12 protein-coding genes are annotated in these 13819 nt (G+C 69.9%); 9 read left to right on the top strand and 3 right to left on the bottom strand.

Going from position 1 to position 13819, the window contains the following annotated elements:
* The first annotated feature begins 123 nt into the window (after positions 1-123).
* Genes EV292_RS16820 through EV292_RS16835 form a run of 4 tightly spaced genes read left to right on the top strand, consistent with a single transcriptional unit; the run spans position 124 to position 3204 of the window.
* Positions 124-672 carry a CvpA family protein gene (locus tag EV292_RS16820; protein WP_132910413.1) on the top strand — a complete coding sequence of 183 codons (549 nt, stop codon included), beginning with the start codon at positions 124-126 and terminating at the stop codon, positions 670-672.
* Entirely contained in the window at positions 669-1109 is a 441-nt protein-coding gene (locus EV292_RS16825) for an iron-sulfur cluster assembly scaffold protein (protein ID WP_132910414.1), read from the top strand. The genes EV292_RS16820 and EV292_RS16825 overlap by 4 nt, the downstream gene beginning before the upstream one ends.
* A complete protein-coding gene (locus tag EV292_RS16830; RefSeq protein WP_132910415.1) occupies positions 1109-2875 on the top strand; it encodes a cation:proton antiporter in 1767 nt (588 codons plus the stop codon). Before EV292_RS16825 ends, EV292_RS16830 begins: the two co-directional genes overlap by 1 nt.
* Positions 2851-3204, top strand: coding sequence for a DUF423 domain-containing protein (locus EV292_RS16835; protein ID WP_132910416.1), 354 nt, complete (start codon positions 2851-2853; stop codon positions 3202-3204). The genes EV292_RS16830 and EV292_RS16835 overlap by 25 nt, the downstream gene beginning before the upstream one ends.
* Positions 3205-3320: 116 nt before the next feature.
* Here EV292_RS16835 and EV292_RS16840 read toward each other — a convergent pair whose 3' ends face one another.
* Positions 3321-4757 (bottom strand): MFS transporter, encoded by a 1437-nt coding sequence (locus EV292_RS16840; RefSeq protein ID WP_132910417.1) that lies wholly within the window; start codon positions 4755-4757, stop codon positions 3321-3323.
* 178 nt (positions 4758-4935) lie between these two features.
* On the opposite strand from EV292_RS16840, the gene EV292_RS16845 reads away from it, so the two are divergent.
* The 3 genes from EV292_RS16845 (at position 4936) to EV292_RS16855 (ending at position 7811) form a co-directional block, all read left to right on the top strand.
* Positions 4936-6954, top strand: a complete 2019-nt coding sequence (locus EV292_RS16845) for a prolyl oligopeptidase family serine peptidase (protein WP_243693825.1) — start codon at positions 4936-4938, stop codon at positions 6952-6954.
* A gap of 99 nt (positions 6955-7053) precedes the next feature.
* Positions 7054-7377, top strand: coding sequence for a WYL domain-containing protein (locus EV292_RS16850; protein WP_132910419.1), 324 nt, complete (start codon positions 7054-7056; stop codon positions 7375-7377).
* Between the two features lie 5 nt (positions 7378-7382).
* Positions 7383-7811: a hypothetical protein gene (locus tag EV292_RS16855; protein WP_243693826.1), complete on the top strand. Its 429-nt coding sequence runs from the start codon at positions 7383-7385 to the stop codon at positions 7809-7811.
* Positions 7812-8097: 286 nt separating this feature from the next.
* Here the strand turns inward: EV292_RS16855 and EV292_RS16860 are convergent, their stop codons facing one another.
* Both EV292_RS16860 and EV292_RS16865 read right to left on the bottom strand, forming a co-directional pair.
* Positions 8098-8592: a hypothetical protein gene (locus EV292_RS16860; RefSeq protein ID WP_132910420.1), complete on the bottom strand. Its 495-nt coding sequence runs from the start codon at positions 8590-8592 to the stop codon at positions 8098-8100.
* Between the two features lie 43 nt (positions 8593-8635).
* Positions 8636-10957, bottom strand: coding sequence for a UvrD-helicase domain-containing protein (locus EV292_RS16865; protein ID WP_132910421.1), 2322 nt, complete (start codon positions 10955-10957; stop codon positions 8636-8638).
* 108 nt (positions 10958-11065) lie between these two features.
* Here EV292_RS16865 and EV292_RS16870 point away from each other — a divergent pair, with 108 nt between their 5' ends.
* Complete coding sequence (locus EV292_RS16870; RefSeq protein ID WP_207913459.1) at positions 11066-11479, top strand: GFA family protein; 414 nt, start codon at positions 11066-11068, stop codon at positions 11477-11479.
* A gap of 525 nt (positions 11480-12004) precedes the next feature.
* Positions 12005-13645 (top strand): inorganic phosphate transporter, encoded by a 1641-nt coding sequence (locus EV292_RS16875; RefSeq protein ID WP_132910422.1) that lies wholly within the window; start codon positions 12005-12007, stop codon positions 13643-13645.
* Positions 13646-13819: the final 174 nt, after the last annotated feature.

Consider the following 13819-nt stretch of genomic DNA (forward strand, 5'->3'; position numbering starts at 1 on the left):
GGAGGATCGGCGTCGTCCCGGCGGCGGTCCTGATCACCATTCCGGGTACCCGTCCTCACCTCCTCGCACCCGCATCGCAACTCGCGCTGGCCCCCGCCGTCGCGGCGCCATAAGGATGCGCGCATGAACTTGCAGGGGCTCGACATCGCCGTGCTCGCCGCGGTGGCGCTGACCGCGCTGGGCGGCGTGCGGCGCGGCTTCGTCGGCGAGGTGCTGGCGCTGTTCGCCTGGGTGGCGATGGTGTTCGCGCTCAAGATCTTCCACCTGCCGCTCGCGCGCGCGCTGGCCGGCACGGTCGGCAGCGCCTCGGGCGCGGCGGTGCTCGCCTTCGTGATCCTCACCGCGGGCACCTATTTCCTCAGCAAGATCGTGGTCAACGCGGTGGCGCGGCGCAGCCGTACCTCGGTGCTCGGCCCGATCGACCGCGCGCTGGGCTTCGGGTTCGGCGCGCTGAAGGGTTTGATCCTGGCGAGCCTCGCCTATCTTCTGCTGATCCTCGTGCTCGACACGACGGGCGGCGGGCCGTCGCACCGGCCGGCGTGGCTGACGCAGGCGCGGACCTACCCGCTGCTCAGCGCGACGAGCGCGTCGATCGCCGATTTCGTCGACCGGCGGCGGCGCGGCGAGCCCGTCTTCGCGCCGCGCGTCGCCAGAGAGAACAGAGAGTCATGAGCCTCGACCTGTACACCCCTGAGATCAGCGCGCTGGCGATCGGCAACCCCTATCCCGAGCGGCTCGTCGGCGCCGCGGGCTCGGCCGAGAAGCGTTCGCCGATCTGCGGCAGCCGCGTGACGGTCGACGTCGATCTCGACGGCACCGGGCGGGTCGCCGCGCTCGGCATGCAGGTGCGCGCCTGCCTGCTCGGCCAGGCCTCGTCGACCTTGCTGGCGCGGCACGCGATCGGCCGCACGCCCGAGGAGCTGGCGGCGGCGCGCGACTCGCTTACCGCCTGGCTCGCCGGCACCGGCGAGACGCCCGACTGGCCCGGCGTCGCGATCTTCGCGCCGGGGTTGAAGCTCACCGCGCGCCATCCCTCGATCCGGCTCGCCTTCGAGGCCGCCGCGGAGGCCGCCGAGCAGGCGCGCGCCGCGAGCAAGGTCGGCGCCTGATGGAGCACGCCGCCGACGGCTCGCTGATCCGTGACGGGACCATCCTGCTCGGTGCGGGGCTGGTCTTCGTGCTGCTGTTCCGCCGGCTCGGGCTGGGCGCGACCCTGGGCTTCCTCGTCGCCGGCGCGCTGGTCGGGCCGCAACTGCTCGGGCTGGTCGGCGACGCCGAGACCAAATTGGGCTTCGCCGAGCTCGGCATCACGCTGCTGCTCTTCATCGTCGGGCTGGAGCTGAGCCCGACGCGGCTGTGGCGGCTCAAGCAGGATATTCTCGGGCTCGGGTTGCTCCAGGTCGTCGCCTGCGGTGTCGCCATCGCCGCGATCCTCGCGCTCGCGGCGAAATTCTCGCTCGCCGCGGCGCTGGCGGTGGGGATGCCGCTGGCGCTGTCCTCGACCGCGCAGGTGCTGCCGATGCTGCAATCGTCGGGGCGGCTGCGCACGCCATTCGGCGAGCGCGCCTTCTCGATCCTGCTGTTCCAGGACCTGTCGATCATCCCGATGATCACGATCATCGCCGCGATGAGCCGCAACCCCGCGGCCGCGGCGGGGCCGCCGGGCTGGCTGCTGGTGATCTACACGGTGCTCGCCATCGCGGGACTGGTTGCGGTGGGGCGCTTCGTGCTCCGCCCGCTGTTCCGCGGCATCGGCAATCTCGGCGAGCGCGAGATGTTCGTCTTCGCCGCATTGTTCACCGTGATCGCCGCGGCGGCGCTGATGGAGTGGCTGGGGCTCTCCACCGCGCTCGGCGCGTTCGTCGCGGGCGTGATGCTGGCGGACAGCCCGTATCGCCACGAGCTGGAGACCGACGTCGAGCCGTTCCGCTCGATCCTGCTCGGGCTGTTCTTCCTCGCCGTCGGGATGATGCTCGACCTGCACGCCATCGCCGAGCGGCCCGTCTTCGTGGTGGCGATGGCGGCGGCGCTGATCGCGACCAAGGCGGGGATCATCACCGCGCTGGGGCTCGCCTTCCGCATGACGTGGCGGCAGGCGGTGGCGCTCGGACTGCTGCTGAGCCAGGGCGGCGAGTTCGGCTTCGTGCTGCTCGCCCAGGCGCAGAACGCCTATCTGATCGCGCCGCAGGCGGCGAGCCTGTTCGGCGCGATCATCACACTGTCGATGGCGACCACGCCCTTCCTGATGATGTTCACGCGCCGCTTCCGCGAGGAGCCGATCGTCGCCGACGGCGCGCGTGACGGGCCGAAGGCGGACGGCGCCAACGCGATCATCGTCGGCTACGGCCGCTTCGGCCAGACAGTCGGGCAGATGCTGATGATGCAGGACATACCGGTCACGCTGATCGACAGCGACATCGAGATGATCGACATCGCCGAGGAGTTCGGCTCCAAGGTCTATTACGGCGACGGCACCCGGCTGGACCTGCTGCGTCAGGCCGGCGCGGCCGAGGCGGAGCTGCTGCTGTTCTGCATGGACGGCGACCAGCTCGATCTCGGCCAGCTCGAGGCGATCCACGAGGCGTTCCCGCGCGCGGCGATCTACGTCCGCGCGTTCGACCGGCGCGCGCTGGTGCGGCTCAAGCCCGGGCCGGCGCGCGCGGTGGTGCGCGAGGTGCTCGAATCGGCGATCCGCATGGCGCGACTGGCGCTGGAGGGGCTGGGCGTCTCGCCCGCCGAGATCGACCGCGCCGAGCAGATGTATCGCGCGCGCGACCGCGAGCGATTGCGCATCCAGATCGAGGCGGGTGACATCCGCGCCGCGCGCGCGCTGGTCGCCGAGCAGGCGCCATGGGGCGGGGGGCAGCGCGAGTGAACTGGCTTGTGGTACTGGCGGCGCTGTCGGGCGCGCTCGCGGTCGGCGCGGGCGCGTTCGGGGCGCATGGCGCGAGCGGCGCGGCGGTGGAATGGCTCAAGACCGGGAGCCACTATCAGCTGGTCCACGCGCTCGCCGCGCTGGTGGCGCTGCGGCTGGAGGCGCGCGGGCCGGCCTGGCTGTTCCTCGCCGGCGGCGCGTTGTTCGCGGGGACCCTGTACCTGATGGCGCTCGGCCTGCCGCGCTGGCTCGGCGCGGTGACGCCGATCGGCGGGACGCTGCTGATCGCCGGCTGGCTGTGGCTGGCGTGGATCGGGATGCGCGGGTAAACCTGATCAGAATACTCAAGCGGGTCCGTGCTCCTGCGCACGCAGGAGCCCAGCGCCCCAGGTCACTGCCGTTCGCCGCCACTGGGTTCCCGCGTGCGCGGAACACATGGTCGCGGTTACCGCACCGTCGCCGCCGGCACCGCCTCCGCCTCACCGCTGCCCGCCTCGCGAACCGAGGGACGCAGTCGCGCGAGGCTGCACACGCCCGCCACCAGCGCCAACCCGGCCGACACCAGCGGCGGCACCGCCCCCGCGCCGACGCCCATCGCCAGCAGCGCCGCCACCAGGGTCGCCCCGGTCGTCTGGCCGACCAGCCGCACCGTGCTCACCAGCCCGCCGGCCGCGGCCACACGCCCGCGCGGTGCCGATCCGATGATCAGCCGCGCGTTCGGCGGCAGGAAGGTGCCGAAGCCCGAACCGCACAGCGCCATCCGCCACGCCACGTCGACATAGCCCGGATCGGCCGGCATCAGCGCGATCAGCACCAAAGCGACGATCGAGATCGCCATGCCGATCCCGCCGAGCAGCCCCGCCGGCACGCGGTCGGACAGCCAGCCGGTGAGCGGGGCGACGATCATGTTGGTCAGCGGCCAGGGCGCGATCGCCGCGCCGACCTCGGCCGCGGTGAAGCCATATTCGTGCGTGAGCCGGAACGGTGTCGACAGCAGCAGCGTCATCGACGCGACGAAGGCGGTGAAGCCGCCGATCGTCGACAGCGCGATCACCGGCCGCGCGAGCAGGTCGACCGGCAGGATCGGATCGACGGCCCCGCGCTCGCGCCGGACATAGATCACGCCGATCGCGCCGCCGAGCAGCACGATCGCGGCGGACACCACCGGGCTGTCGCCGTGGACCGCGCTCTCGGCGCCCCCGATCACCAACCCGAACATCGCCGCGCACATCACCGCGCCGAGCACGTCGAAGCGCCGCTCGCGCGGCGCGGGGTCGGGCAGCGCGCGGCCGAACAGCAGCGAGGCGAGCGCGAAGGGGATCGCGCTGGCGAACACCCAGGGCCAGGGCGCCACCGCGAGCACCAGTCCGCCGATGGTCGGCGCCGCCGCGGCCGAGCTCGACACCACTACCGAGTTGATGCCGAGGCCACGCCCCAGCTGCGCGCTCGGATAGGTCTGGCGGATCAGCGCCGAGGCGACCGACAAGGCACCCGCCGCGCCGATCGCCTGCGCCGCGCGCACCACCAGCAGGAAGGGAAGGCTTTTGGCGAAGAAGCAGAGCAAGGTCGCGACGGTGAAGATCATCTGGCCGAGCTGGTACATGCGTTTCAGCCCGATCCGCTCGCCCAGTCCGGCGAAGGGCAGCAGCAGCATGACCAGCATCAGCTGATAGACGGTCACGATCGCCACCACCGAAGAAGAGTCGACGCCGAGGTCGCGCGCGATCGTCGGCAGCGCGACATTGGCGACGCCGCCGTCGATGATCACCAGCGCGGTGCCGAAGCAGAGCGCCGCGACCGCGGCGTAGCGGCGCGGCGCGGGCAGGCCATCAACGGCGGAGGCGCCCGCGGCGGCGCGTCGGATCGGGTCAGCGGGCGGCATGCTTGCCTGCCCGACTCGCCACGTTGCGGCTTGTTCCGCGCCGCCGCGCGCCGCAAGATTGGCGACAACGAAGAGAAGGGTCGCAGTGATGAGGGTTTCGGGACGGGGAAGGCTGGCCATCGGGGTGGCGCTCGCCGCGGCGCTTGCGGCATCGGCGGCGCTCGCCCAGAGCAAGGCGATGACCGAAGATCCCTATGTCTGGCTCGAGGACAAGGACGGCGCCAGGGCGCTCGCCTGGGTCGAGGCCGAGAACAAGCGCACGCTGCCGCGGCTGCAGGACGACCCGCGCTACCAGACCTTCTACCAGCAGGCGCTGGCGATCGCCGCGGCGAAGGACCGCATCCCGATGCCGAGCCAATTGTACGGCCGCATCTACAATTTCTGGCGCGATGCCGATCATCCGCAGGGCATCTGGCGCTGGACCAGCGAGGCCGATTACGCCCGGCCGCAGCCGAGATGGACGACGGTGCTCGACCTCGACGCGCTGTCGAAGGCGGAGGGCAAGAAATGGGTGTGGAAGGGCGCGACCTGCCTCCAGCCCGAGGAGCGGCTGTGTCTGATCGCGCTGTCCGAGGGCGGCGAGGACGCGATCAGCTATCGCGAGTTCGACCTGGCTGCCGGCGCATTCGTCGCCGGCGGCTTCGCTTTGCCCAAGTCGAAACAGGGCGCGAGCTGGCTCGACAAGGATACGCTGCTGGTCAGCCGCGACTGGGGCGCGGGGACGATGACCGCCTCGAGCTATCCCTTCGTGGTCAAGATGGTGAAGCGCGGCCAGCCGCTGGACGCGGCGACCGAGGTCTATCGCGGCCAGCCGGGCGACCAGCTCGGCACCTATGCCGGGGTAATCACCGACGGTCAGGGCCATCGGCTGGTCACGATCACGCGGCAGACGACCTTCTTCGGCGGCGAGACCTATGTCTGGACCCCGGCCGGGACGCGCAAGCTCGACGTGCCGGCGCGGACCTTCCCGGAGGCGATGGTCCACGGCCAGGTGCTGTTCCGCACCAGCGATCCGTGGGGCAAGGTGCCGGCGGGCGCGATCGCTTCCGTGCCGCTCGCCGATGTCGAGAAGGGGACGCTGAACCCGACGGTGGTGTTCGCGCCCAACCCGCGCCAGTCGATCGACGAATTGGTGACGACCAAGGATCGGCTGGTGCTGATCTACAACGACAATGTCCGCGGGCGGGCGACGGTCTACACGCCGGGGGAGGAGGGCTGGACGGCGCGGCCGGTCGCCTTGCCCGACAATGCGTCGCTCGGCGTGGCGAGCGCCGACGACAAGAGCGACCACGCCTATGTGACGGTGACCGGCTTCCTGACGCCGACGACGCTGCTGCCGCTCGACGCCGCGACGGCGAGGGCGGGGGCGGCGGTGAAGACGCTGCCGGCGAAGTTCGACGCGACCGGGCTGGTGGTCGAACAGCATGAGGCGACCTCGACCGACGGCACCAAGGTCCCTTATTTCGTCGTTCACCGACAGGGCGTCCCCCGCGACGGCACCACGCCGACGATCATGACGGCCTATGGCGGGTTCGAGCTGCCGATGCTGCCGGGCTATTCGGCGATCACCGGCAAATTGTGGCTCGAGCGCGGTGGGGCCTATGTGCTCGCCAACATCCGCGGCGGGGGCGAGTTCGGTCCGGCGTGGCACGACGCCGGGCGCAAGACCAAGCGACAGGTGATCTACGACGATTTCGCCGCGGTGGCGAAGGACCTGATCGCGCGGCGGCTGACCAGCCCGCAGAAGCTGGGCATCTACGGCGGCTCGAACGGCGGGCTGCTGATGGGGGTCGAGTTCAACCAGCACCCAGAGCTGTGGCAGGCGGTGACGATCCAGGTGCCGCTGCTCGACATGCTGCGCTACGAACAGATCGCGGCGGGCGCCTCCTGGGTCGACGAATATGGCTCGGTCAGCGTGCCCGAGGAGCGCGCCTTTCTCAGCACGATCTCGCCCTATCAGAACATCCGCAAGGGCGTGCGCTACCCCGAGCCGTACATCTGGACCACCACCAAGGACGACCGGGTCGGCCCGCAGCACGCGCGCAAGTTCGCCGCGCGGTTGAAGGAATATGGCCTGCCCTACCTCTTCTACGAGGACACCGCTGGGGGCCATTCGGGCGACGCGGACATCGAGCAGGGCGCGCGGTTGCAGGCCTTGCAGATGACCTATTTCGCGCAGAAGCTGATGCCGCGTTGAGGCGGAAACCGTGCTATGACGGGAACGTAGCAGAGTTTCGTCGGTTCTTGCTGCAACGCAGCGCGATCGGCTAAGGGCAGCGTGATGAATGCTCAGACGATGAACAAGCCAAGCGCCGTTCCCGACACCGTCCCGATCGTCTTCGAGGCGATCGTCAAGCAGCAGGCGATCGCCGCGACCTACAATCGCGGCGAGGTGACGCTGGCGCCGCACATCCTCTACACCAAGCACGGCGAGATCTATCTCGACGCGCTGACGCTCGAGCGCGACGGCCAGCCGCCGAAGGAGCCCAAGATCGGCGCGTTCAAGCTCGCCGGGCTGACGGGGCTGCGGATCACGCCGCGGCGTTTCAAGCCGAGCGAATTGTTCGTCCCCGGGGAGGACAAGTACGAGGGCGTGACGCTCCTGGCCGTGGAGGTCTGACCGGCTTGCCGGTCGATCGCTACGCTTCCTACGGCTTCAAGCGCCAGCGCGAGAGTGACGCGCGGCGCTGGGGTCGGTGGGCGCTCGCGCTGTTCTACGCGCTGGGCGGCATCGCGCATTTCGTCTTCACCGACGCGATGGTGGCGATCGTCCCGCCCGCGATCCCGCTGCCGGTCGCGGTTGTGGCGGTCACCGGCGTGATCGAGCTCGCCGGCGCGGCGATGCTGCTGCCACGCGCCACGCGGCGCTTCGCGGGATGGGGGCTGGCGGCCTATGCACTGTGCGTGTGGCCGGCCAACATCTATCACGCCATGCTCGACCTCGGCAGCGGGACGGGGCTGCCGATCTGGTACCATGCGCCGCGCTTGCTGCTCCAGCCGGCGATCATCTGGTGGGCGCTCTGGGGAAGCGGCGCGGTGGAGCTGCGCAGGTAGGGGCGGCGTGCCCCGGCGCAGGCGGACTTTCTGCATCGCCGATAGCGCCGCTCTTCTTCGTCATCCCGGGCCTGACCCGGGATCCATGGTGCCGCGCGCCGAGAGCCTTGTTGTCGCGGAAGCATGGATCCCGGCTCGAGGCCGGGATCACGTTGGGACTGGGCGAAGGTCCCGCATAAGCTTCTTCACTTGGGTTATCGCGGTGAGGATCACGTAGCGTCACCCAACTGGGCCCCGGCCTGCGCCGGGGCACGTGGCTGACCGATGACGCGACCAGATCTGCGGACTATCCCGCGAGCGCCTTCGCCAGCTCGTCCTTGTTCATCGTGGAGCGACCGGGGATGTCGCGCTTCTTCGCCTCGGCGTAGAGATCGGCCTTGGAGCGATGGTCGCGGTACGGCCGCGTCTTCTCCGCCACGTCGGCGGGTTGAGCGGAGAATTGCTTGCCCTTCCTCGTGTCGGCCCGCTTCTTCGCGCTGGTGCGCGCATACTCCTTGTCGGACAGTGCCTCGCGCGCCTTCTTCGGGAGATAGCGCTCGCCGCTCTCCTCGCTCGTCGCGCCCGACTTGGTGCCCCAATCCTCCTCGCTCCACTGGTGCAGCGAATTGTCCGCGTCCTTGCCGCCCTTATAGCCGCCGCCGCGCTTCTTATACTCGGCGACCGCCATCTGCGCCTTGCGCGCGGACCATTGGCCCTTCCTGCCGCCCTTCGCGCCGGCGGTGATCTCGTCCTTCACCGTCTCCCACAGATCGGGGTCGGTCTTCTCGGCGGTCTCGGACATGGCGCACCTCCGCCGCCGACAACCCGTGCGCGGGGCGAAAGTCTCAGCTGGCGCTGACGAAACTGTCCATCACGCGCTTGCGCCCGGCCTGTTCGAAGTCGATCTCGAGCTTGTTGCCCTCGATCTCGGCGATCGCGCCATAGCCGAACTTCTGGTGGAACACGCGCTGCCCCACCGACAGGTCGCCGCGGCCCTTGTTGCCGATGCTCACCGCCGAGGCGCGGCTCTCCACCACGCGGACCGGCTCGCGCGAGAAGGTGCGGCTGGTCCACTCGCCGCCGGGCTTGCTCCCGCCCTGCGTGCCGAGCGTTCCCGCCGCGCGCTGCCAGCCCGGGCCGCGGCCGGTGCCGCGCGCGACATCGGCGAAGGGGTCGGCGCGCTCGCTCCAGTTGGCGCGCCACAGGCTCTCGCCGCCCGACATGCTCGTCTCGCTGTCGACGTGCGCGTCGGGCAGCTCGGCGACGAAGCGCGACGGCAGCGAGCTGGTCCATTGCCCGTAGATGCGGCGGTTGGCGGCGTGGAGGATGGTGGCGCGGCGGCGCGCGCGCGTGATCGCGACATAGGCGAGGCGGCGCTCCTCCTCGAGGCTGCGCGTGCCGCCCTCGTCGAGCGCGCGCTGCGACGGGAACAGCCCTTCCTCCCAGCCGGCGAGGAAGACGGTGTCGAACTCCAGCCCCTTGGCGGCGTGGATCGTCATGATCGTCACCTTGGGATCCTCGCGCGTCGCCTCATTGTCCATGACCAGGCTGACATGCTCGAGGAAGGCGGTCAGGCTCTCATATTCCTCCATCGCGCGTACCAGCTCGGTGAGGTTCTCGAGCCGCCCCGCCGCCTCGGCCGACTTCTCCGCCTGCCACATCGCGGTATAGCCGCTCTCGTCGAGGATCTGGCGCGCCAGCTCGGCGTGGGGCAGGTCGTTGGCCATGTCGCGCCAGCGCGCCACGTCGCCGACGAAGCGGCCGAGCGCCTTGCGCGCCTGCGGGGTGAGCTCGTCGCTGTCGAGGATGCGCGCCGCCGCGACCGACAGCGGCAGCCGCTCGGCGCGGGCGAGCTGGTGGAGCTTGGCGATCGCCTTGTCGCCGAGCCCGCGCTTGGGCGTGTTGACGATCCGCTCGAAGGCGAGGTCGTCGGCGGGCTGGTGGACGACACGCAGATAGGCGAGCGCGTCGCGGATCTCGGCGCGCTCGTAGAAGCGGAAGCCGCCGACGATGCGATAAGGCAGGCCGATCGCGATGAAGCGGTCCTCGAACTCGCGCGTCTGGTGCTGCGCGCGCACGAGGATGGCGACATGATCGAGGCTGGTGCCGTCGCGCTGCGCCGCCTCGATCTCCTCGCCGACGCGGCGCGCCTCCTCGGGCCCATCCCACACGCCGAGCACGCGCACTTTCTCGCCGGCGTCGAGCTCGGTCCACAGCTCCTTGCCGAGCCGCCCGCCGTTGTTGGCGATCACGCCCGAGGCGGCGGCGAGAATATGCGGCGTGGAGCGGTAGTTCTGCTCCAGCCGGATCACCTTGGCGCCGGGGAAGTCCTTCTCGAACTTGAGGATGTTTTCCACCTGCGCGCCGCGCCACGAATAGATCGACTGGTCGTCGTCGCCGACGCAGCAGATGTTGCGTCGCTCCTGCGCGAGCAGCCGCAGCCAGAGATACTGGACCGAGTTGGTGTCCTGATACTCGTCCACCATGATGTAGCGGAAGCGCTGCTGATACTGCTCCAGCACCGAGCGCTCGCGCTTCAGGATCGTCAGCACGTGGAGCAGCAGGTCGCCGAAGTCGCAGGCGTTCACCGCGCGCAGCCGGTCCTGGTACTGCTGGTAGAGCTCGCCGCCGCGGCCGTTGCCGTAGCGCTCGCTCTCGCCCGCGTCGATCTCGGACGGGGTGAGGCCCTTGTTCTTCCACTCGTCGATCAGCCCGGCGAGGCTGCGCGCGGGAAAGCGCTTCTCGTCGAGGTCGGCCGCGACGATCAGCTGCTTGAGCAGGCGCAACTGGTCGTCGGTGTCAAGGATCGTGAAATTGCTCTGCAGCCCGACCAGCTCGGCGTGGCGGCGCAGCATCTTGGCACCGATCGCGTGGAAGGTGCCGAGCCACGGCATGCCCTCCACCGCGTCGCCGACGAGGCGGCCGACGCGCTCGCGCATCTCGCGCGCGGCCTTGTTGGTGAAGGTGACGCTGAGGATCTCGGACGGGTAAGCCTTGCGCGTCCACAGCAGGTGCGCCAGCCGCGCGGTGAGCGCCGCGGTCTTGCCCGTGCCAGCGCCGGCGAGCACCAGCACTGGGCCATCGGTGGTGAGCACCGCGTCGCGCTGCGGCGGGTTGAGCCCGGCGAGATAGGGCGGGTCCTGAAGGGCGTTGGCTGGCTCGGTCACCCCCGAACAGGTAGGGAACGTCGCGCCGCGGAGCAAGCGCGCGGCTTGCCAGAAGCATGATCTCGTGAGAACATACTGGCAACATCGAACGAGTCGAGGGAGAGCGAGATGGCGGAGCAGGCGGTGATCGCGGGGGGCTGCCACTGCGGCGCGATCCGCTACGAGGCGGAAGGCGCGCCCGAGCATCACGCTCTGTGCCATTGCACCGACTGCCGCGGCTGGTCGGGCGCGCCGGTGATGGGCTGGATCGCCTTTCGCGAGGATCACGTCAGCGTGACGGGGGAGCCGGTGACGTACCACTCGTCGGAGCACGGCGAGCGCCAGTTCTGCGGGCGCTGCGGTACCGGCCTATTCTATCGCAACGCGAGCGCGCTGCCGGGGCTGGTCGACGTTCAGTCGGGGACGCTGGACGATCCGGCGACGTTCCCGCCCGGTGCGCAGATCATGGTCAAGGAGCGTCTGCCGTGGACCAGCGGGATGGCGGAGCTGCCCGCTTTCGCGACCTATCCGGGCATGGACTGAGCCGCGCCGGTGGTGGGGGCGGGATAGGCGGCGTGCCGCGCGTTCCCTGCTTTAGGACTCCCCTGCGACCCCCTAGCTGCTCATCAGCTTCCGTCATCCCGGACTTGTTCCGGGATCCACTCTTCCGCGTAAAACAACGCTTTAGGAGTATGCGGCACGGTGGATCCCGGACCAAGTCCGGGATGACGGTGGAGTTTTGCAGAGAAGTCCTGCTCTAGGAACTCACACGCCTTCGCGGCTCCAAATCGTTAAGCGATATCGACGTTCATGCCTGAAGCGATCGACCCTCCCCTGCAACGGGAGGTGGCGCGCGTAGCGCGACGGAGGGGTGCGCGTGTCGTGAGCGGACGCGGCGCCACCACCGATGTCAGGCCTGCGGCGTGCCACCTCCCCTTGCAGGGGAGGATCGACGAGCCTCTCCTTGGGGATCGATACAAGCTAGGTCCGCACGGCCCTTGATCTGGGTCATCATGGGACATTAATCGTCATTAAAGTGTCACGATCGGAGAGGATGGCGGTGCCACCATGGCAACCACCGTCCTTGCGGCCAGCGAGTCGCCGCCGTCGCTTGCTGCTGCGCGACGATTTGACGCGCCGGTTCATCCCGGCGCGCGCCTGCTGTTCCTGCTGCTCGCCGCGGCGGGGCTTCTCTATGCCGGGATCAGCATCGTCATCGACACGCAGCAGGTCGGCGAGCAGCTCGCCGTCGGCGTGTTCCTGTTCCTCGGACTGGCGCTGCTGATCGCTTTGGGGTTTGAGTTCGTCAACGGCTTCCACGACACCGCCAACGCCGTCGCGACCGTGATCTACACCAACTCGCTGCCCGCCAATCTGGCGGTGATGTGGTCCGGCTTCTTCAACTTTCTCGGCGTGCTCTTGTCCTCGGGCGCGGTGGCCTATTCGATCATCACGCTGCTGCCGGTCGACCTGATCCTCAACGTCGGCTCGGGCGCGGGCTTCGCGATGATCTTCGCGCTGCTGCTCGCCGCGGTGATCTGGAACCTCGCGACCTGGTACGTCGGCCTGCCCAACAGCTCGAGCCACACGCTGATCGGCTCGGTGCTGGGCGTCGGGCTCGCCAACCAATTGCTCACCTCGGGCGCGGGCGGCACCGCCGGGGTCGACTGGAGCCAGGCGACCAAGGTGCTGACCGGCCTGTGGATGGCGCCGCTGATCGGCTTTTCCGCCGCGGCGCTGCTGCTGCTGGTGCTGCGTCGCGTCGCGCGTTCGCCCGAGCTGATGCGGGCGCCCGAGGGCGACGCCTCGCCGCCGCTCGGCATGCGCGCGCTGCTGGTGTTCACCTGCACCGCGGTATCGTTCAGTCACGGCTCGAACGACGGGCAGAAGGGGATGGGGCTGATCATGCTCATCCTGATCGGCTGCGCGCCCACCGCTTATGCGCTGAACCGCACGCTGCCCGCGAGCGAGACGCCCGCTTATGTCGCCAGCGCCGCCGCCGCGACCGCGACGCTGGAGCGCCACGGCGCCGCGCCGGTGCCGCTGGAGCGCGCGCGGCCGTTGCTCAAGGACGCGCTGGAACGCCGCGCGCCGGTGACGCCCGCCGCTTATGGCGCGGTGGTGGCGGTGTCGCGCGACCTGTCGCAGCGGGTGGCAAATTATGGCGCGCTCAGCAACGTGCCCGCGCAGGCGGCGCCCAACGTGCGCAACGACATGTATCTGGTGCTCGACGCGACGCGGATGATCGTCGCCGCGCGTGAGGCCGCGCTGTCCGAGCGGGAGAAGGACGCGCTGACCGATTACCAGAAGCGGCTCGAGCGCGGGACGCGCTTCATCCCCTTGTGGGTGAAGATCGCGGTGGCGCTCGCGCTCGGGCTGGGGACGATGATCGGCTGGAAGCGGATCGTGGTCACGGTCGGCGAGAAGATCGGCAAGCAGCACATGACCTATGGCATGGGCGCCTCGGCCGAGCTGGTCGCGGCGGGGACGATCCTCGCGGCGGATCGCTTCGGGCTCCCGGTGTCGACCACGCACATCCTGTCCTCGGGCGTGGCGGGCGCGTCGGTGGCGAGCGGGCAGGGGCTGCAGCGGCGCACGCTCGTCCAGCTCGCCGCGGCATGGCTGCTGACGCTGCCGGTAGCGATGGCGCTGTCAGGGCTGCTCTACTGGATGCTGCGCGCGCTGGTGCGGGCGGCGGGGCTCTCCTGATCGCCGCCGGTTCGACCCGGGCCGCGCACCGGTCGGACGCGTAACGCCGATCGCGATGTGATCGCCGCGGTCAGTTGGCGCGATCCCCTGCGGTGACGCCGCGGTGACGGCGTCGCGCGAGGCGTCAGCGATGCTCTTCGGAAATCTGGACAGTGGGATCCCGGAAAAGCCGGG

The sequence above is a fragment of the Sphingomonas sp. BK235 genome (genome assembly GCF_004345855.1).
GTDB lineage: Bacteria > Pseudomonadota > Alphaproteobacteria > Sphingomonadales > Sphingomonadaceae > Sphingomonas.

Excerpts from the sequence above, each read along its gene's own strand:
- EV292_RS16840 (WP_132910417.1), bottom strand. The coding sequence starts at position 4,757 with ATGCCGCCCGCTGACCCGATCCGACGCGCCGCCGCGGGCGCCTCCGCC.
- EV292_RS16850 (WP_132910419.1), top strand. The coding sequence starts at position 7,054 with ATGAACAAGCCAAGCGCCGTTCCCGACACCGTCCCGATCGTCTTCGAG.
- EV292_RS16820 (WP_132910413.1), top strand. The coding sequence starts at position 124 with ATGAACTTGCAGGGGCTCGACATCGCCGTGCTCGCCGCGGTGGCGCTG.
- EV292_RS16825 (WP_132910414.1), top strand. The coding sequence starts at position 669 with ATGAGCCTCGACCTGTACACCCCTGAGATCAGCGCGCTGGCGATCGGC.
- EV292_RS16845 (WP_243693825.1), top strand. The coding sequence starts at position 4,936 with ATGACCGAAGATCCCTATGTCTGGCTCGAGGACAAGGACGGCGCCAGG.
- EV292_RS16835 (WP_132910416.1), top strand. The coding sequence starts at position 2,851 with ATGGGGCGGGGGGCAGCGCGAGTGAACTGGCTTGTGGTACTGGCGGCG.
- EV292_RS16875 (WP_132910422.1), top strand. The coding sequence starts at position 12,005 with ATGGCAACCACCGTCCTTGCGGCCAGCGAGTCGCCGCCGTCGCTTGCT.
- EV292_RS16860 (WP_132910420.1), bottom strand. The coding sequence starts at position 8,592 with ATGTCCGAGACCGCCGAGAAGACCGACCCCGATCTGTGGGAGACGGTG.
- EV292_RS16830 (WP_132910415.1), top strand. The coding sequence starts at position 1,109 with ATGGAGCACGCCGCCGACGGCTCGCTGATCCGTGACGGGACCATCCTG.
- EV292_RS16870 (WP_207913459.1), top strand. The coding sequence starts at position 11,066 with ATGGCGGAGCAGGCGGTGATCGCGGGGGGCTGCCACTGCGGCGCGATC.